At 74.3% G+C, this 17,603-nt stretch carries 17 protein-coding genes and 1 pseudogene; 10 read left to right on the forward strand and 8 right to left on the reverse strand.

Annotated elements, in window-relative coordinates; genetic code table 11:
• Window positions 1-56: 56 nt before the first annotated feature.
• Window positions 57-830, forward strand: coding sequence for an ABC transporter ATP-binding protein (locus tag FOF52_RS05020; protein ID WP_248593759.1), 774 nt, complete (start codon window positions 57-59; stop codon window positions 828-830).
• Between the two features lie 3 nt (window positions 831-833).
• Here the strand turns inward: FOF52_RS05020 and FOF52_RS05025 are convergent, their stop codons facing one another.
• The 8 genes from FOF52_RS05025 to FOF52_RS05060 all read right to left on the reverse strand — a co-directional run bounded on the left by FOF52_RS05025 (window position 834) and on the right by FOF52_RS05060 (window position 8,347).
• Window positions 834-1,340: a GbsR/MarR family transcriptional regulator gene (locus FOF52_RS05025; protein WP_248592663.1), complete on the reverse strand. Its 507-nt coding sequence runs from the start codon at window positions 1,338-1,340 to the stop codon at window positions 834-836.
• 225 nt (window positions 1,341-1,565) lie between these two features.
• Window positions 1,566-2,777: an SfnB family sulfur acquisition oxidoreductase gene (locus FOF52_RS05030; RefSeq protein WP_248592664.1), complete on the reverse strand. Its 1,212-nt coding sequence runs from the start codon at window positions 2,775-2,777 to the stop codon at window positions 1,566-1,568.
• A gap of 120 nt (window positions 2,778-2,897) precedes the next feature.
• Window positions 2,898-4,151, reverse strand: a complete 1,254-nt coding sequence (locus tag FOF52_RS05035; RefSeq protein WP_248592665.1) for an acyl-CoA dehydrogenase family protein — start codon at window positions 4,149-4,151, stop codon at window positions 2,898-2,900.
• Window positions 4,152-4,225: 74 nt separating this feature from the next.
• Window positions 4,226-5,380: a dimethylsulfone monooxygenase SfnG gene (gene sfnG, locus FOF52_RS05040; RefSeq protein WP_248592666.1), complete on the reverse strand. Its 1,155-nt coding sequence runs from the start codon at window positions 5,378-5,380 to the stop codon at window positions 4,226-4,228.
• A gap of 151 nt (window positions 5,381-5,531) precedes the next feature.
• Window positions 5,532-6,059: a flavin reductase family protein gene (locus tag FOF52_RS05045; protein ID WP_068755804.1), complete on the reverse strand. Its 528-nt coding sequence runs from the start codon at window positions 6,057-6,059 to the stop codon at window positions 5,532-5,534.
• 41 nt (window positions 6,060-6,100) lie between these two features.
• Entirely contained in the window at window positions 6,101-6,643 is a 543-nt protein-coding gene (locus tag FOF52_RS05050; protein WP_068755802.1) for an NAD(P)H-dependent oxidoreductase, read from the reverse strand.
• Window positions 6,644-6,660: 17 nt separating this feature from the next.
• Window positions 6,661-7,824, reverse strand: a complete 1,164-nt coding sequence (locus FOF52_RS05055; protein WP_068755800.1) for an LLM class flavin-dependent oxidoreductase — start codon at window positions 7,822-7,824, stop codon at window positions 6,661-6,663.
• Between the two features lie 61 nt (window positions 7,825-7,885).
• Complete coding sequence (locus tag FOF52_RS05060; protein ID WP_248592667.1) at window positions 7,886-8,347, reverse strand: winged helix-turn-helix domain-containing protein; 462 nt, start codon at window positions 8,345-8,347, stop codon at window positions 7,886-7,888.
• Between the two features lie 190 nt (window positions 8,348-8,537).
• Here FOF52_RS05060 and FOF52_RS05065 point away from each other — a divergent pair, with 190 nt between their 5' ends.
• The 9 genes and pseudogenes from FOF52_RS05065 (at window position 8,538) to FOF52_RS05105 (ending at window position 17,536) form a co-directional block, all read left to right on the forward strand.
• Window positions 8,538-9,293, forward strand: a complete 756-nt coding sequence (locus tag FOF52_RS05065) for an IclR family transcriptional regulator (RefSeq protein ID WP_068755796.1) — start codon at window positions 8,538-8,540, stop codon at window positions 9,291-9,293.
• Window positions 9,294-9,483: 190 nt separating this feature from the next.
• Window positions 9,484-10,560: pseudogene (locus tag FOF52_RS05070) on the forward strand (LLM class flavin-dependent oxidoreductase).
• Between the two features lie 33 nt (window positions 10,561-10,593).
• Complete coding sequence (locus FOF52_RS05075) at window positions 10,594-11,598, forward strand: NrtA/SsuA/CpmA family ABC transporter substrate-binding protein (RefSeq protein WP_248592668.1); 1,005 nt, start codon at window positions 10,594-10,596, stop codon at window positions 11,596-11,598.
• Window positions 11,599-11,627: 29 nt separating this feature from the next.
• The gene (locus FOF52_RS05080; RefSeq protein WP_248592669.1) at window positions 11,628-12,509 is read left to right on the forward strand and encodes an ABC transporter permease; all 882 of its coding nucleotides are present in this window, start codon (window positions 11,628-11,630) and stop codon (window positions 12,507-12,509) included.
• 22 nt (window positions 12,510-12,531) lie between these two features.
• On the forward strand, window positions 12,532-13,254 hold the full coding sequence (locus tag FOF52_RS05085) for an ABC transporter ATP-binding protein (RefSeq protein WP_068755782.1): 723 nt from the start codon (window positions 12,532-12,534) through the stop codon (window positions 13,252-13,254).
• 25 nt (window positions 13,255-13,279) lie between these two features.
• Window positions 13,280-14,317: an ABC transporter substrate-binding protein gene (locus tag FOF52_RS05090; RefSeq protein WP_248592670.1), complete on the forward strand. Its 1,038-nt coding sequence runs from the start codon at window positions 13,280-13,282 to the stop codon at window positions 14,315-14,317.
• Between the two features lie 50 nt (window positions 14,318-14,367).
• The gene (locus FOF52_RS05095) at window positions 14,368-15,312 is read left to right on the forward strand and encodes an ABC transporter substrate-binding protein (RefSeq protein ID WP_248592671.1); all 945 of its coding nucleotides are present in this window, start codon (window positions 14,368-14,370) and stop codon (window positions 15,310-15,312) included.
• Between the two features lie 60 nt (window positions 15,313-15,372).
• The gene (locus tag FOF52_RS05100) at window positions 15,373-16,338 is read left to right on the forward strand and encodes an LLM class flavin-dependent oxidoreductase (RefSeq protein ID WP_068755776.1); all 966 of its coding nucleotides are present in this window, start codon (window positions 15,373-15,375) and stop codon (window positions 16,336-16,338) included.
• Window positions 16,328-17,536, forward strand: a complete 1,209-nt coding sequence (locus FOF52_RS05105; RefSeq protein ID WP_068755774.1) for an LLM class flavin-dependent oxidoreductase — start codon at window positions 16,328-16,330, stop codon at window positions 17,534-17,536. The genes FOF52_RS05100 and FOF52_RS05105 overlap by 11 nt, the downstream gene beginning before the upstream one ends.
• The last annotated feature ends 67 nt before the right edge of the window (window positions 17,537-17,603 follow it).

The raw sequence follows: 17,603 nt of genomic DNA on the forward strand, positions 1-17,603 counted from the left end.
AGACCGCGACCAACGAGAAGACGTTCGCCGCGGCGGACACGCCGACCGGACGGGGACTGTGCGCCGAACGCCTCACCCTCGGCTACGGCGCCGCCCCGGTGGTGCGCGACCTCGACCTGCGGATCGCCGAGGGCGAGTTCGTGGCGATCGTCGGCCCCAACGGCTGCGGCAAGTCCACGCTGCTCAAAGCCCTGGGCCGGGTGCTGCGGCCGAAGTCCGGGCGGGTGCTGCTGCACGGCCGCGACATCCGGGCGCAGCGCTCCAAGGAAGTGGCCCGGCAACTGGCGCTGCTGCCGCAGAACCCGGCCGTCCCCGAGAGCATCACGGTGCGCTCCCTGGCCGCGCGGGGCCGCTACCCCCACCACACGCTGCTGCGGCAGTGGAGCCCCGACGACGAGGCCGCGATCGGCGAGGCGCTGGAGCTGACCGGGCTGGCCGACCGCGCCGACACACCGGTCGAAGCCCTGTCCGGCGGGCAGCGGCAGCGGGCGTGGGCGGCCATGATCCTCGCCCAGCGCACCGGGATCGTGCTGCTGGACGAACCCACCACCTTCCTCGACATCGCCCACCAGTACGACCTGCTGGAACTCTTCGCCGACCTGAACCGGCGGGGACGCACGGTCGTCGCGGTGCTGCACGACCTCGCCCAGGCGGCCCGCTTCGCGAGCAGGCTGGTGGTCATGGACGCGGGCCGGGTGGTCGCCGACGGGCCCCCCGGCGAGGTGCTCACCGCCGACCTGGTGCACCGGGTGTTCGGCCTGCGCTGCGACGTGGTCCCGGACCCCCGCACCAGCACCCCCCTGGTCATCCCGCACGAGCGGCGGCGCTGACGCTCATCCGCGCGCCGCTGCGGCGTCGCGCCGCGCCTTGTGGGCCTCCCAGTGCGCCAGCAGCGTGTCGTGGTAGCCGTCCAGCCAGACCATGTAGTCGCGCATGTTCACCAGTCGGCTCCGGCCGGCCGCGCTCAGGCCGTCGCCCAGCCGGTCCAGGGCGGCCTGCGCGAGGTCGCGCTGCTGGCGCAGGTAGCGCCGTTCGTTGCGGAGGAAGTTGCCCCACACGTCGTCGTCCATCGCGACCAGGCGGTGGCGTTGCCCGGTGACCCGCACCTGCCGGACGAAGCCGAGCTCCTCCAGGCGGCGCACCGCGGTCGACACCGACCCCCGGCTGACCTGGGCGCCGTCGGCGATCTGCGTGGCGCTCACCCCGCCGCTGTCGGACAGCAGCAGGTAGCCGACGATGCGCCCCTCGGCCTTGGGACGGCCCTGGGACTGCCAGTACTCGGCGAACCGCCGGACGAAGTCGGACCGGAACGCGTCCTCGTCCCCGGTGGTGCCCGACATGCCGTCCAGGATAGAGCACCCCGTCGCGGTCGGACGTTCCGCGGCGGCCGGCGCCCCGCCGCCGGGGGAGAGGCGGACCGGGGCGCGTCCACCGGCTCGGCCGGGACAGCGACCGGGAAGACCCGCCGTCCGGATCGGTGGAACGGGCGGGCCGTCCCCGGAGCCCTGGGGCCCGCGGTCGCGGGGGACCGCACCCGTCGGCGGGGGACGGTCGGCCCCGGCGGATCAGATCTGGCCGTGGCGCGGGGGCCGCCGGCCGTTGAGCGAGTAGCGGCCGATGTGCTGGATCTTCCAGCGGACCGGGTCGTGCAGGGTGTGGGTGCGCGCGTCGCGCCAGTACCGGTGCAGGTTGAGCCCGTCGGTGGCCGAACGGGTGCCCGCCACCTCGAACAGGGCGCTGGAGACCGCCACGGCGGCCCGGCCGCCCGCCGCCTTGGCCGCCGCGACCGCGATGGACGACTCGGCCGTGGTGTCGTCGGTGGGGTCGGCGTTGGCGGCGTCGACCGCCGCGGCGGCCCGCTGCACCAGCGCCTCCGCCGCGCGGACCTGTAGCTCCAGCTCGCCGAACTGCTGGATCACCAGCGGGTCCTCCGAGGCCGTGTCGCTGCCGCTCTCGAACCAGGCCCGGCTCCTGGTGCGCACGAACTCCGCGGCCCGCTCCAGCGCGCCGCGGGCCAGGCCCACGTCGATCGAGGCGTGCCCCAGTTGCGCGAACGCGCCGTAGGTGGTGGGCCCGGTGAACGTGAGGTAGTGCGGGACCACCCGTTCGGCCGGGACCTCCACGCCGGTGAGGCGCACGGTGCCGCTGCCCGTGGTGCGCTGCCCCATCCCGTCCCAGTCGTCGACCACCTCCACGCCGGGGGCGTCGCGGGGGACGAAGACGACGTAGGGCTGCGGCTCGCCGAAGCCGGGGACCTCCACCTTGGCCGTCACCGCCAGCCACTGCGCGAACAGCGACCCGGTCGCGTAGTACTTGACCCCGGTGATCCGGTAGCGGCCGTCGCCGGCCGGCTCCAGGCGGGTCCGCTGCTCGTGGGAGTTGCGGCCGGTGCGCTCGGCCTGGGCGTTGCCGACCAGCGCGCCCGCCAGGACGTCGGCGAACACCCGGTTGCGGACCTCCTCGCCGCCGCTGCGGCGCAGCGAGTCCAGGAACGCGAAGTGGGGCTGGAGGATCTGCGCCAGGCTGAGGTCGACCGTGCCCACCAGCCGCAGCGCCTCGGCCACGGTCGCCGCGGCCGCGCCGGCGCCGCCGTGGGAGCGGGGCACGGTGATGCCCAGCAGGCCGCTCGCCCTGATCTGGGCGACCTGCTCCCAGGGCAGTTCCCGTTCGGCGTCGCGCCGGTCGGCCCCGACCGCCAGGCGCGGCACGAGGTCCCGGGCGATCCGCACGGCCTCGTCGTCGTCGGAGACGACGTGGGCGGTCACAGTGTCGGTCATGGGGGAGCTCTCCTTCCGCCGCGGCCCGCGTCGGACCGGGCCGGTGTCGGTTGCGGGGGGAGGGCGCCCGGCCCGCGCGGGCCGGGCGCCGGGGGTCCGGTGCACCGGTCCCGGAAGGGGTCAGGTGTACCAGGTGGGCTCGGGGATCTCGTCGAGCAGGACGTAGCGCCCCACCTCGCGCCGCTTGTAGGCCACCGGGTCGTGCAGGCTGTGCGTGCGCAGGTTGCGCCAGAACCGGTCCAGGCCGACCGAGGACGCGGTGGCGCGGGCGCCGGTGACCTCGAAGATGCGGGAGGAGACCTCCAGGCCGGTGTCGATCGCGCGCTGCTTGGCCGCGGCGACGAGGACGGCGATCTCGCCGCGCTGTCGGGCGGTGACGGCCTCGCGGTCGCCGTGCAGGATCGCCGAGATCCGCTCGCCGGCCCGGTCGACCAGGGCCTCGACGGCCCACAGCTTCGACTGCAGGTCGCCGTAGGCCTCCAGGATGTACCACTCGTCGACGGCGGAGTCCTTGTTGTCCCCGCCGTAGGGCCACGGCCGCGTCGTGGAGCGGGTGTAGGCGGCCGCGGTCTCCAGCGCCCCCTGGGCGATGCCCAGGTAGAGGTTGGTGAACACGAGCTGGATGGTCGGCAGGTTCAGGGTGTTGTAGACGAGCGGGCGGAACTCGCGGTTGACGTAGCCCGCCGCGTCGTCCCAGGACACGCGCACGTTCTCGATCCGGACGCTGCCGGACTCGGTGAGGCGCTGGCCGATGTTGTCCCAGTCGTCGCCGTAGACGATGCCGTCCTGGGCGGAGGGGACGATGGCGAAGATGTGCTTGTCCGTCCCCTCCAGCACGCCCTCCAGCACGGTGAGGTCGGAGACCTTGCTGCCGGTGGAGAAGGTCTTGCGCCCGTTGAAGACGAGCTCGTCGCCGTCGGAGGTGATGACCAGGTCCTTGTCGCGGGGGTTGACCGCGCCGCCGAAGAAGTACCGGTTGGCGGTGTAGAGCTCCTCGACCGCGGCGATCTGCTCGGGGGTGCCGAGGAAGCGCACCGCCCACGCCCACAGGTAGTGGTAGCCCAGAAGCTGGCCGATCGACCCGTCGGCCTTGGAGATCTCCCGCTCGACGCGGTAGGCGGTCTCCCAGGTCTGCCCGCCGCCCCCGTGCTCGACCGGCCCCAGCAGGGTGACCAGTCCGGAGTCCTTGAGCAGGCGGACCTCGGAGTGGGGGGTCAGTCCGGCGTGGTCGCGTTCGACGGCGTCGACCGCGAGGACCGCGCCGACCTCGGCGGCGCGCTCCAGCCATTCCTCGGCGGTGGCCGGGGTCGGCCGGTCGCTCCAGGGGGTGTCCGGTCGGGGCAGCGTGGGCTGTTCGGTCTGCTCGGTGCTCATGGTGCCTCCTCGTTCGTCGGCGGGATCGGGTGGGTGGACGGGCCCCGGCCTGCCGGCCGGGGCGGACGGACCGGTCAGGCCCGCGCGGCCCGTACGGCCTCCTCGGCGGGCGCGCCCTCGGCCAGGCGCTCGTCGACCTTCTTCTCCAGCTCGCGGATGATCGGCAGCACCTGGGAGCCGAAGTTCGCCACGTCCTCCTGGTAGTGGAGGAAGCCGAGGAGGAGCAGGTCGGCGCCGCGCGCCTTGTACTCCACGGCCCGGCGCGCGATCTGCTCGGGGGTGCCGATCAGGCGGGTGCGGAAGCCGTCGTTGTACTGCACGAGGTCGTCGAACTCGGAGTCGGCCCACATGCCCTTGCCGTCGGCGGTGGACTTGCCGGCCTGGCGGACCGCGTCGCGGAAGCCCTCCACCGCGCGCCGGTCGGCCTTGTCGATGATCTCGCGCAGCACCTCGCGGGCCTCGGCCTCGGTGTCGCGGGAGATGACGAATCCGTTGAGGCCGAAGCGCACCGTGCGCCCGGCCCGGGCGGCGTGCGCGCTGACCTCCTCGACCTGCTCGGTGAAGCCGTCGAAGTCCTTGCCGTTGGAGAAGTACCAGTCGGCGTTGCGGCCCGCGACGCCGCGGGCGGCGGTGGAGTTGCCGCCGAAGAAGACCTCGGGCAGGCCCCGGCCGGGCACGTCCAGCGGCTTGGGCTTGAGGTCGTAGCCGTGCAGCCGGTAGAAGTCGCCGACGTAGTCGCGGGGGGTGCCCTCCCAGGCGGCGCGGATGTAGCGGATGAACTCCTCGGTGCGCCGGTAGCGCTCGTCGTGCTCCAGCCACGGCTCGCCCAGCGCGGTGAACTCGCTCTTGAGCCAGCCGCTGACCACGTTGATGGCGATCCGGCCGTGGGTGAGGTGGTCGGCGGTGGCCACCCACTTGGCCAGCACGCCCGGGTGCCACAGGCCGGGGTGCACCGCCGCGATGACCCGCAGCCGCTCGGTGGCCAGGGCGAGGGCCAGGCTGAAGCTGGTCGACTCGTGCTGGTGGTCCGCGCCGTAGCTGGCGATGTAGCGCACCTGGGTGAGCGCGTACTCGAAGCCGTTGTTCTCGGCGAGGACCGCCAGCTCGCGGTTGTAGTCGTAGCCCCAGTGGGTGCGCTGCTCGATGGTGCTGGTGACCAGGCCGCCGCTGACGTTGGGGACCCAGTAGGCGAACTTCAGGGGTTCGGGGACGGGTGACTGGTCGGACACGGTGGTGCTGTTCCTTTCGGGGGTCGGGGCGGCCGCGGGGCCGCACCACCAGATATACCAACTTTCCCTACTGAAAAAGTAGGTTTTTGGGAGAAGGCCGGGCCCGGGCAAGGACGTGGCCGGTCGTGGCCGAAGAGGGCTCAGCGCGGCGTCACAGCGCCGCGAACCCGCCGAAGGAGCCGCGGTGGTAGAGGAGCGGGGGCCGGGAGGCGTCGTGGACCGCGCTGTGCACCACGCGGCCCACCACCAGCCAGTGGTCGCCGATGAGCTGGGTGTCGTACCTGCGGCACACCAGCCGCGCGGCCACCCCCTCCAGGGCGGGCGTCCCGTCCAGGCCGTAGGACCAGCGGGTCGGCGGCGCGAAGCGGTCCACGCCCTTGGCCGCGAAGCGCGCCGCCAGGTCGGCCTGGTCCTCGCCCAGCAGGTGCACGCTGAAGGAGTCCGCCCGGCTCAGGTGCGTCCACGTCGACGAGGTGGTGGCGATGTAGAAGGAGACCAGCGGCGGGTTGAGGCTGACGCTGGTGAAGGACGTGGCGGTCAGCCCCACCGGCCGGCCCGCGACGTCGGCCGTGACGATGACGACCCCGGCGGGGTGCTGGCGCAGGAGCTGGCGGAACTGCTCGGCGCTGACCTCGTCGCGGGGCTGCGCGGGGCGCAGGGCGGTGTCGGGGTTGCCCATCGGGACCTCCTCGGTGTGCGGTCTGGTGGGAGCCGGGGCGGTCACACGGCCGCCCGGCTGCGGCGGGGCGAGCGGATCTGGGGCGCGACCCGCTCGGCCCAGGGAGCCAGCACGGCGTCCAGGTCGGGGCCGGAGGCCCCGTCGCGCGGAACGGTGTCCTGGAGGACGGCCAGGCCGGGGGAGGGCACGTGCGCGCCGAGCTCGACGAGCAGCGGGCGCAGGTGGACCTCCACGGCGAGTGTATGGGCGGGGGATCCCATGACCAGCAGGGGCAGGGCGGTGACGCCGGAGAGGGCGCCGCCGGGCAGCAGGTCCAGGAAGACCTTGAGCAGGCCGGTGTAGGTGGCCTTGTAGGTCGGGCTCGCCACGACGAGCAGCTCGGCCCCGGTCACCCGCTCCAGCGCCTCGGCGACCTCCGGGGGAGGACCGGGCAGGAGCAGGGACGGGGCCAGGGCGGCCAGGTCGACGAGGTCGGGGTCGCCCGGCAGGCCCAGGGCCGAGGCCACGTGGCGGGCCGCGGCCAGCGCCGCGGTGGCGGTGCGGGACCCCGGGCGGGGGTTCCCGACGAGGACGGTGACGGACACGGTGGTTTCTCCTGTTCTCAGGTCGTGGCGGCCGGGACCCGCGGGGCGCCCAGGAAGGGCACGTGCGCGGACGCGGCCTCGGGCCCGGCTCCGGGATGCTGCCACAGGCCGCGCCTGCGCAGCAGCGGCAGGACCCCCTCGCCGAACCAGTAGGCCTCCTCCAGGTGGGGGTAGCCGGAGAGGACGAACTCGGTGATGCCCAACCGGTGGTACTCCTCGATGCGGTCGGCCACCTCGGTGTGGCTGCCCACGAGGGCGGTTCCCGCTCCGCCGCGGGCCAGCCCGACGCCGGCCCACAGGTTGGGGTGGACCTCCAGGTTGTCGCGGCGGCCGCCGTGCAGGGCGAGCATGCGGCGCTGCCCCTCGGACTCGCTGCGCGCCAGCCCCGCCTGGATCTGCGCCACGGTGTCGGCGGGTAGGCGCTCCAGCAGCCGCTCGGCCTCGCGCCAGGCCTCGGCGGAGGTGTCGCGGGTGATGACGTGCAGGCGGATCCCGTACTCCAGGCTCCGCCCGGCCTCGGCGGCCAACTGCCGCACCCGGTCGAGCTTGTCGGCGACCGCCGCGGGCGGCTCGCCCCAGGTCAGGTAGGTGTCGACGCGGCGCGCCGCCACCCGGAGCGCGGCGGGGGAGGAGCCGCCGAAGTAGAGGCGGGGCCGGGGGTCGGGGGGACGGTGCAGCGCCGCCCCCTCGACCACCAGGTGCTCTCCGCTGAAGTCGACGGTCCGGCCCTCCCACAGCCGGGTCACGATCCGCAGGAACTCGTCGGTGCGGGCGTAGCGTTCCTCCTTGTCGAGGAAGTCGCCGTAGGCGCGCTGCTCCGCGCTCTCCCCGCCGGTGACCACGTTGAGCAGCAGGCGGCCCCCGCTGAGCCGCTGGTAGGTCGCGGCCATCTGCGCGGCCAGGGTGGGCGAGACCAGCCCGGGGCGGAAGGCCACCAGGAACTTCAGCCGCTGGACCGTGCCCAGCAGCGACGCGGTGGTCACCCAGGCGTCCTCGCACCAGGCGCCGGTCGGGGTCAGCACCCCCTCGAAGCCCAGTTGCTCGGCGGCCCGGGCCACCTGGAGGAGGTAGCCGAAGGACGGCTCCCGGGAGCGCCACGCCGAGGCGGTCTCCGTGACGGGGTCGACGATGCCACGGCTGTCGCCCTGGGTGGGCAGGAACCAGTGGAACGTCAGGGACATGAGGTGTTTCCTTCCGGGATCGGAGCGGTCCGCGCAGGCGGGGGAGCCCCCGGGGCGGGGGTCACCGGGGCCGGTAGACGTAGCCGACCCGCCGTACGGTGACCAGCCGGTCGCCCAGGTCGCCGAGCTTGCGGCGGATCCGGTGGACGTGGACGTCCACCGACCGGGCCGTGGTGGGCGATCCGGGCGACCAGACCTGGTCCAGCAGCTCCTGGCGGGTGAACACCCGCCCCGGCGCCGCGACCAGGTGCGCCAGGAGGCGGAACTCCTGGTAGGAGAGGGACACGGGGACGCCGCGCACCCACACCCGCCACGAGGCCCGGTCGATGACGAGGGAGTCGTCCGCGGAGCCGCCGTCGGCGGGGACCCCGCCGACGGTCGACGCCTCCACGACGTGGCCGACGACGACCATGACTCTGCGCAGATCCTCCAGGGGGATCACGCCGAGCAGCCGCTCCTCGTCGTGCCGGGACGGCACGGCGTCGGCGCGGAGCACCGGGCGGTGGGTGTCGCTGGTGGTCATGACACCATCATGGGCCAATAACCCAATTAAGTCTACCTGTTTAGTCGGTTTTTATGCCGGGGGTCCGCCGGACCGGCCGCGCAGGCCCTCTCCGCCCGCTCCGGCGGCGGGCCGGAGTTGGGTAGGCTGCGCTGGGATCGGCGCGGCGGCGCGGCCGGTCGCGCCGCGGGCCGACACGGAGGAGCACGCGATGGCGGAGGAGTCCCGTCCGGCGGGAGCCCAGGCGGTGGTGCGGGCGCTGCGGGTGCTGCACTGCTTCCGCGACCACGGGCCCGAGCTCGGGGCGACCGACATCGCCCGCATCCTGGACCTGCGGACCAGCACCGCACACCGACTGGTGCGCACCCTGGCCGCGGAGGGGTTCCTGGAACAGGCCCCCGGCACCGCCCGCTACCGGCTGGGGGCCTCCGTCGCCGAACTGGGGCAGGTGCTCTACCGGCAGCGCGGGCTCCACCGGGCCGAGCCGCTGCTCGCCAGCCTGGCCGAGGTCACGCGGACCTCTCCCGGCCTGGCCGTCCACAGCGGGCGGCGCGCCGTCGTCGTCGTGGGCGGCCCCGCCGACCCCGAGTCCGGACTCGGGGTGAGCATCCCCCTGCACGCCTCGGCGATGGGCAAGGTCCTGGTCGCCTGGAACCCCGACTTCGACGTCGCCGACCTGGGCGAGCTGCCCGCGCTGACCCCGCGGACCATCACCGACCCCCGGCGCCTGCGCGCCGAGCTGGAGCGGGTGCGCGAACGCGGCTACGCCCTCAACGACGAGGAGCAGGCCCTCGGCAAGCGCACGGTCGCCGTGCCGCTGGCCGACGAGTACGGCCAGGTCCAGATGGCGCTGGCGCTGCGCGCCGACACCGAGGGGCTGCCGCTGGAGCGCGTCCCCGAGCTCGCCGAGATCGGGCGCGAGTACGCGCTGGCCTTCCAGCGGGTGCTGCTGCGCCCCGCCCGCTGAGTCCGGCGGACCACGGACCCCTGTGACCTGGGCCTCTTTGTCGCCCTATTTCCTATAAAACCTACTGAATAAGTTGACAATCCCATTATGTGGGAAATACGGTGTGCCTGCCCGTCCGACACGAAGCGCGCCGCCGCCCCGCGGCTGCCCGGCGCCTCGCCCCCGTCCGTCACCACCCCTTGGAGGCCCCATGGCCGAGGAAGTCCTCTGGTACGTCGTTCCCCAGGACGGCCCCTACCCCTGGGAGCCCGAGGGACGCAGGGAGGTCGACCGCGAGTACCTGCAAGACCTCGCCCGCAGCATCGACCGGCTCGGCTACTCGGGAGCGCTGCTGGCCACCGCCGCCCACGACGTGTGGATCCTGGGCGCCGCCCTGGCCGACGTCACCACCCGGCTGCGCCCCCTGGTCGCGGTCCACCCCGGGCTCATCTCACCCGTGCTGCTGGCCAAGATGGCCCTGACCTTCGACCACCTCTTCGGCGGGCGCCTGGCCGTCAACGTCATCAACGGCGACACCCGCACCCTGAGCACCTACGGCCTGCACCTGGACCACGACGAGCGCTACGCGCTGGCCCGCGAGTACTGGTCGGTGTTCCGGCGGCTGACCGCCGGGGAGACCGTGGACTTCCACGGCGACCACATCGACGTCACCGGCGCCGGCAGCGGGTTCGGCCTGGAACCGGTGTAGCGGCCGCACGTCCCCCTGTGGTTCGGCGGCTCCTCCGAACCCGGCCTGGACCTGGCCGCCGAACTCGTCGACGTCTACCTGTCCTGGGGAGAGCCCCCGGCCCAGCTCAAGGAGAAGATCGACCGGCTGCGCGCCAAGGCCGCCCGCCACGGCCGCACCCTGCGCTTCGGCCTGCGCGTCCACCTCATCGTCAAGGACACCGACGCCGAGGCGTGGGCCTACGCCGACCACCTGCTCAAGGTCACCCGGCCCGAGACCTTCGCCCGCCAGATCGACCTGGCCAGGAGGTCCGACTCCGTGGGCCAGAGCCGCCAGGTGCAGTCCCACCGGGGCCGCGTCCCCGACCGGGCCAAGGACATCGAGGTCTACCCCAACGTCTGGCCCGGGATGGGACTGCTGCGCCCCGGCCCCGGAACCGCCCTGGTCGGCTCGCACGCCAGCGTCGTCGAACGCCTCCAGGAGTTCGAGGCCCTGGGCGTGGACACCTTCATCCTCTCCGGCAACCCGCTGCTGGAGGAGGCCCAGCACATCGCCGAGACGATCCTCCCCCACCTCGGCGTCCCCGCCCCCCGGCCCTGACCGCACACCCCCGTCACGGAAGCGAACACTCCCATGAACCCCTTCACCCGAAGCGCCGCCGCGGCGCTGACCCTGCTGACCGCCGCCCTGGCCCTCACCGCCTGCGGGCCCGAGGAGGAGTCCCCCTCCGGCGGAGCGGTCATCCGCATCGGCGACCCCGGCAACGTCGGCCCCCTCGCCTACGCCAAGCGCGAGGGCATCTTCGAGGACCGCCTCGCCGAGGTCGGCGCGACCATCGAGTGGGGCGGCTCCTACGCCTCCTTCACCGCCGCCTCCGACGCCCTCAAGTCCGGCGACCTCAACGTCCAGCAGGGCGCCGTCTCCCCCGCGGTCGGCTCCCTGGCCAGCACCGACGACCTGCGCATCTTCATCGTCGCGGACCTCGTCGGCGACCCCGCGCCGCTGCGCGACGGCCTCGTGGTGCCCCCCGACAGCGACATCCGGACCGTCGCCGACCTGAAGGGGCGCAGGGTCGCCGTCAACCAGGCCGGAAAGGGCGAGTACCTGCTGCTGCGCGCCCTGGAGGCCGAGGGCGTCGACCCCGACGAGGTCGAACGCGTCTACCTCAACCCGCAGGAGGGGGCGGCGGCCTTCGCCTCCGGCAAGGTGGACGCCTGGTGGGCGATCGTGGACGCCTACCCCGAGGCCGTCGCCAACGGCGCCAGGACCGTCGTCACCAGCCGGGACATCGACGACGCGGACCTCAACGTCTTCGTCGCCCGCAAGGACCTGCTGGAGGAGCACCCCGAGGCCGCCGAGGTGTTCTTCGAGGTCCTCAACGAGCTCATCGAGGAGGGCCGCAGCCGGCCCGAGAAGTTCCAGAACGTGTTCCTCGACCAGGGCCCCACCGCCCTGGACGGCGACCGCCTCGCCGAGAGCGTCGAGCTGACCAGGGCCGCGACCTCCTACCGCTACCCCACCGAGGAGGACCTGGCCCGCATCGAGAGCGTCGCCGCGACCTTCGTCGACCACGGACTGCTCGACGGGCCGGTCAACGCCTCCGACATCGTCTTCGACCTGCCCGCCGCCCTGGACTGACCCAGACGCCCACCCGCCGGGAGCATCCCATGACCGTTCCGTCCCGACCGCTGCTCCACGACCCGCCCGGCTCCGCGGACGCCGCCGACCGCGCCCCGGCGGCGTCCGCCCTGGAGCGCCCCGCCCCCCTGCGGGGCCGCCGGCGCCACCCCGCGGTGTCGCCGATCCTGCGCGCCAGCGTCCCCGTGCTGCTGGTGGCCCTGTGGTGGTGGGGCACGGACGCCGGCCTCGTCGACCCCCGGGTGCTGTCCAGCCCGCCCGACGTGGTCGACGCGCTGCGCGAACTGGTGGCCACCGGCCAGCTCGCCGAGTTCCTGGCGGCCTCCTTCCGCCGGGCCGCGCTCGGCGTCGCCCTCGGAGTGGGCGCCGGACTCGTCCTGGGGGTGGCGGCCGGACTGTCCGCGCTCGCCGAGGAACTCGTCGACCCGTCCATGCAGATCGTCCGCGCCGTGCCGTTCCTGGCCCTGGTGCCGCTGTTCATCTCCTGGTTCGGCGTCGACGAGGCCTTCAAGGTCGTGCTCATCGCGGTCGCGGCCGTCGCCCCCATGTACGCCTACACCTACCTCGGCGTGCGCAGCGTGGACCGCCGGGTCGTGGAGGCGGCGCGGGGCTTCGGCCTGCGCGGCCCGCGGCTGGCCGTCGGCGTCATCATCCCCGGCGCGCTGCCCAGCATCCTCATGGCGCTGCGCATCTGCATGACGGTCAGCCTCACCGGGCTCATCGCCGCCGAGCAGATCGGCACCACCGCCGGGATCGGCTACCTGGTCACCCTGGCCCAGCAGTACTACCGCACCGACTACATGGTGCTGTGCATCGCCCTGTACGCGGTGCTCGGCCTGCTCATCGACCTGGTGATCCGGGTCCTGGAACGCGTCCTCATGCCCTGGCGCGGCCACGTCGCCGCCCGCTGACCCGCCCGCCCGAAAGGAAGCCATGGCCAGCCCGCCCGTTGCCGACCTGGCCGTCCAGGTCCGCGGACTGCGCAAGTCCTACGGCGCCCAGACCGTCCTGGACGGAGTCGACCTCGACATCCGCCGCGGCGAGTTCTTCGCCCTGCTGGGCCCCAGCGGCACCGGCAAGACCACCCTGCTGCGCGTGCTCGCCGGCCTGGAGACGCCCGACGCCGGCGAGGTCTGGGTGCCGCCCCGGCGCACCACCGTCTACCAGGAGCCGCGCCTGGTACCGGCCCGCCGGGTGCTCGCCAACGTCACCATCGGACAGCCCCGCGGCGCCGCCACCCGGCAGGCCGGCCTGCGCGCCCTGGCGGAGGTCGGCCTGGCCGACAAGGCCCGGGCCTGGCCCGCCACCCTCTCCGGCGGCGAGGCCCAGCGCGTCGCCCTGGCCCGGGCGCTCGTGCGCGACCCCGAACTGCTGCTCCTGGACGAGCCCTTCGCCGCCCTGGACGCGCTGACCCGGCTGCACATGCAGGACCTCGTGGCCGACCTGTGCGTCCGGCACCGCCCCGCGGTGCTGCTCGTCACCCACGACGTCGACGAGGCCGTCCGACTGGCCGACCGGGTCGCGGTGCTGCGCGGCGGGCGCTTCGTCCACGACGTGCGCATCGACGCCGAGCACCCCCGCGACCGCGACGACCCCGCCGTCCTGGCCCACCGCCGCGACCTCCTCGCCCGCCTCGGCGTGGGCACCGGACGCTGAACCCGCCACCCACCGGGAGGAACCCGTGACCACCACCGCACCCGCGAAACCCGCAGTGGACAAGATCTGGTACACCCGCTGCCCCGTCCCCACCGCCAGCGGCCTGGCCCACAACCTGGGCTGGCTCTCCGACGCCTTCGCCGCCCGGGGACTGCAGGTGGGCGTCCTGCAGGAGGCGCCCCCCGAGATCGCCCGCCACCACTTCGACCACCGGCTCCTCGGCCTGTTCCGCGAGGGCGGCAACGTGCCGGCCCTGGTCGCCAGGTCCGAGGGCGCACCGACCAGGCTGATCGGACTGACCTGGATCGACGAGGGGCAGGCCGTGCTCACCCGCCCCGACACCGGCATCGCCTCGCCCGCCGACCTCGCAGGGCGCCGCATCGCCGTGCCCGCCTGGGCCGACACCCGCGCCAAGAGCTTCCCCCGCGCCATGGCCCTGCACGGCTTCCGGGGCGCCCTGGCCCTGGCCGGGCTCACCCTCGACGACGTCGAGCACGTCGAGGTCCCCCCGACGCTGTCGGGCCGCCCGGAGCCGGACTCGCCGGCCCCGACCTGGCCGGGACTGGCCGAACTCGCCGCGGGCACCGTCGACGCGGTCTACGTCAAGGGCGCCCGGGCCGCCGAGGAGGCCGCGGCGATCGGCGCGACCGTGGCGGTCGACCTGGACGCCGTCCCCGACCGGAGGCACCGCGTCAACAACGGCACCCCCCGCCCCATCACCGTGCACGAGCGCATCCTCGACGAACGTCCCGAACTGGTGACGGACTTCCTCGTGCAGACCCTGCGCGCCGCCGACTGGGCCGCCACCGACCCCGACGGGGTGCGCCGCATCCTGGCCGCCGAGACCCACTCCGGCGCCGAGGGGGTGGCCCGCGCCTACGCCGACGGCTTCCACACCGGGCTGCACCCCGACCTGTCCGACGAGCGGCTGGACCTGCTCGCCGCCCAGGAGGACTTCCTCCACCGGCACGGCTTCCTCGCCGAACGGGTCGACGTGCGCGCCTGGGCCGCCCACGAGCCGCTGGCCGCCGCCCGCGAGGCCCTCGCCCGCGCCACCCCCTGACCGACCGACCCCACGACCCGACACAACGAACCCGAGAGGAGACACCGAGCATGAGCGTCAAGGTCGGATACTTCCCCCACAACAACTCGCTGTTCGTCCTGCGCCACCGGGGCATCCTGGAGCGCTCCCTGCCCGACGTGGAGTGGGTCGACCTGCGCGACCTGCCGCAGGGGACGCGGCCCGACCCCACCCGCGGCCTGCCCACCGTGCACGCCGACCGCCTCTTCGACGGCGGCTACGACTTCATCGGCACCGGGTTCACCCCGCCGATCACCGCCCAGGGGCAGGGGCACGACATCGTCTACGTCGCGGTCTCCGGCCCCCGCCACGAGAACGGGCGCCTGCTGGTCAAGGCCGACTCCGACATCAAGGAGACGGCCGACCTGCGCGGCCGCCGCGTCGGCATCGCGCACGGCTCCTGGCAGACCACCCTGCTGCTGTTCGCCCTGGACCGGGCCGGCCTGTCCTGGAGCGACATCGTGCCCGTGGACACCGGGGTCGACGCCGCACAGCAGTTCCTCTCCGGCGAGATCGACGCCTGGGTGGGCTCCTACCCGGTGCTGCGCGCGGTGGAGGAGCAGGTGGCCACCCGCGACCTGGTCGCCACCGAGGGGCTGTTCAGCCACCGCTCCCTCTGGTTCACCCGCCGCGACTTCGCGGAGAACAACCCCGAGGCGCTGGCCGCCATCGTCAACGCCCTCCAGGAGTCCGACGCCTGGATCCGCGAGAACCCGAGGGAGGCGGCGGCCCTGTTCGTCGCCGACGCCGAGAAGCGCGGCGGCCCCCGCGCCGACCTGGACGCCTGGGAGCACGCCCTGCGCACCCGCCCCTTCGGCCTGCTCCCGGTCACCGACGAGTTCGTCGCCGAGCAGCAGCGCGCCGCCGACCTGCTGCACGCCAACGGCCTGCTGCCCCGCAAGGTCGACGTCTCCTCGGCGGTGTCGCCGAGCGTCAACGCCCTCGTCCCGCCGATCCCCGGCGCCGACGCGCAGTGACCCGCCCGGGGCGGGAGGCCCGCCGCCTCCCGCCCCGCCCCGACCCCCACCGAGGACGCCATGACCGAACTGCTGTTCAGACTCCCCACCCGCCACCAGCCCCCGCCGGACCTCGGCCCCGTCCCGCGCGACGTGCGCGGCGACCACTACGGCCCCCTGGAGCGCCTGTTCCAGACCGGGCGCGCCGCCGAGATCGCCGGCCTGGGCGGGGTCCTGGCCCCCCACGACCCGCAGGGGGAGGACTCCTGGACCGTCGCCGCGGGGGCGCTGCGGCACAGCCGCCACCTCCGGGTCGTCGCCGAGTTCCCGCCCTGGGCCGCCACCCCCGTCTACGCCGCGAAGACGGCGGTGACCCTGCAACGCTTCTCCGTGGGCCGACTGGGCTGGCGGCTGTCCCTCGACGGGGACCCCGCCCAGCGCGCCGCCCAGGGCGACTTCGTCGACGGCGCCGACCGCTACGCGCGCGCCGACGAGTTCCTCACCGTGGCCAGGGGGGTGTGGCAGGAGCGCCCCTTCGACTTCGACGGGCGCTTCTACCGGGTCCGCGGCGGAGGCTTCGCGCCGCCCCTGGCCGGGCACCCGTTCCCGCGCGTGTACCTGTCGGGCACCGACGAGGCCGCCCTGGAGCTGTCGGCCCGCCACGCCGACGTGCACCTGGTCGGACTCGACGACGACATCGACGCCGTGCGCGCCGGCCTCGCCGAGCGCGCCGCACCCCTGGGCCGCCGGGTCGACCTGGGCCTGGAGCTGTCCCTGCTGGTCAGGGAGGACGCCGAGGAGGCGTGGCACCACGCGGGCGCCCCCGGACGCGGGACCGGACGCTGGGACGGCTTCGCCTCCCTCGGCCACACCGTGGCCGCCGGCCTGGTCGGCTCCTACCGGCAGGCCGCCGAGCTGCTGGGCGACTACGCGCGCCGGGGAGTGCGCGTCTTCGCGGTCGAGGCGGCCCCCGCCCTACAGGAGGCGTACCGGCTGGGCGAGCACCTGCGCCCCGCACTGGAGGAGGAGTACGAGAGTGTCCGTTGACTTCTACTGGCGGATCGGCATGCACGGCGACCAGCCGTCGCTGCGCCGCCGCGCCGAGAGCCGCGGCGACTGGGCCCCGCACGTGCCCGGGCGCATCGCCCCCGCGCTGCGCCACGGGGAGCCCGACGGCTACGCCTACGTCGAGCACATGCTCGACGTGGCGCGGGCCGCCGAGGCGGCCGGGTTCTACGGCGGGCTGATGCCGTCGTTCCCCTTCACCGACGACCCGTGGGCCTCCGCGGCGATGCTGGCGCGCGAGACCCGCACCTTCCGGTTCATGATCGCCTTCCAGCCCGGCTTCCTCAACCCGGTGCACGCCGCGCGGATGGCGGCCACCCTGCAGCGCGCCTCGCGGGGCCGGGTCGTCTACAACGTCATCACCGGGGGCGGCGGCCCCGCCCAGGCGTGGTGGGGCGACGAGGTCGCCCACGACGACCGCTACGCGCGCACCGACGAGTTCCTCCGGGTGCACCGGGGGGTGTGGCAGGAGCGCCCCTTCGACTTCGACGGGCGCTTCTACCGGGTGGCGGGGGGCGCGCTGCCCGACCCCCTGGCGGCCGAGGAGTTCCCCGAGATCTACTTCTCCGGGTCCTCGGCGGCGGCCCTCGACGTCGCCGCCCGGCACGCCGACTACTACCTGTCCTGGCTGGAGCCCTTCGACGCGCTGGCCGCGAAGTTCGCCGCGGTGCGCGAGCACGCCGCCGCGGCCGGGCGCGTCCCCCGCTTCGCGGTCCGGCTGGACGTGGTGGCGCGCCCCACCGAACGCGAGGCCTGGGAGGAGGTGCGCCGCGGCTTCGAGGCCGCGGACCTGCGCGGCCTCGACGGCGGCGCGGGGGACTCGGTGGGCGTGGCGCGCAGCCGCTCTTTCGTCAGCGGCCCCGTCACCGGCTACCGGGACCTGGAGGTCCAGCCAAACGTGTGGGGCGGCTTCGGGCTGCTGCGCGGCGGTCCGGCGTTCGGGCTGGTGGGCAGCTACCGGCAGGTCGCCGAGCGGCTGGAGGAGCTCATCGCGCTGGGCGTCGACGCGTTCATCCTGGCCGGGGTGCCCCACCTGGAGGAGTCCTACCGGGTGGGCGAGGAGGTCCTCCCGCTGCTGCGCGGCGCCGGGCGCCGGGCGGCAGCGTCCGACCGGGCCGGGGGAGAGGACCGCCGCGGCACTCCCGTCACTGTGTTCCCGGAGGCCACTGCTTCCAAATAATTTTTCCTACCTGTATAGTTGGGTTTGTTTCCCGGTGCGACGACCTCCGCGAAAGGCGGCTCCTCGG

The sequence above is a fragment of the Thermobifida alba genome (assembly GCF_023208015.1).
GTDB lineage: Bacteria > Actinomycetota > Actinomycetes > Streptosporangiales > Streptosporangiaceae > Thermobifida > Thermobifida alba.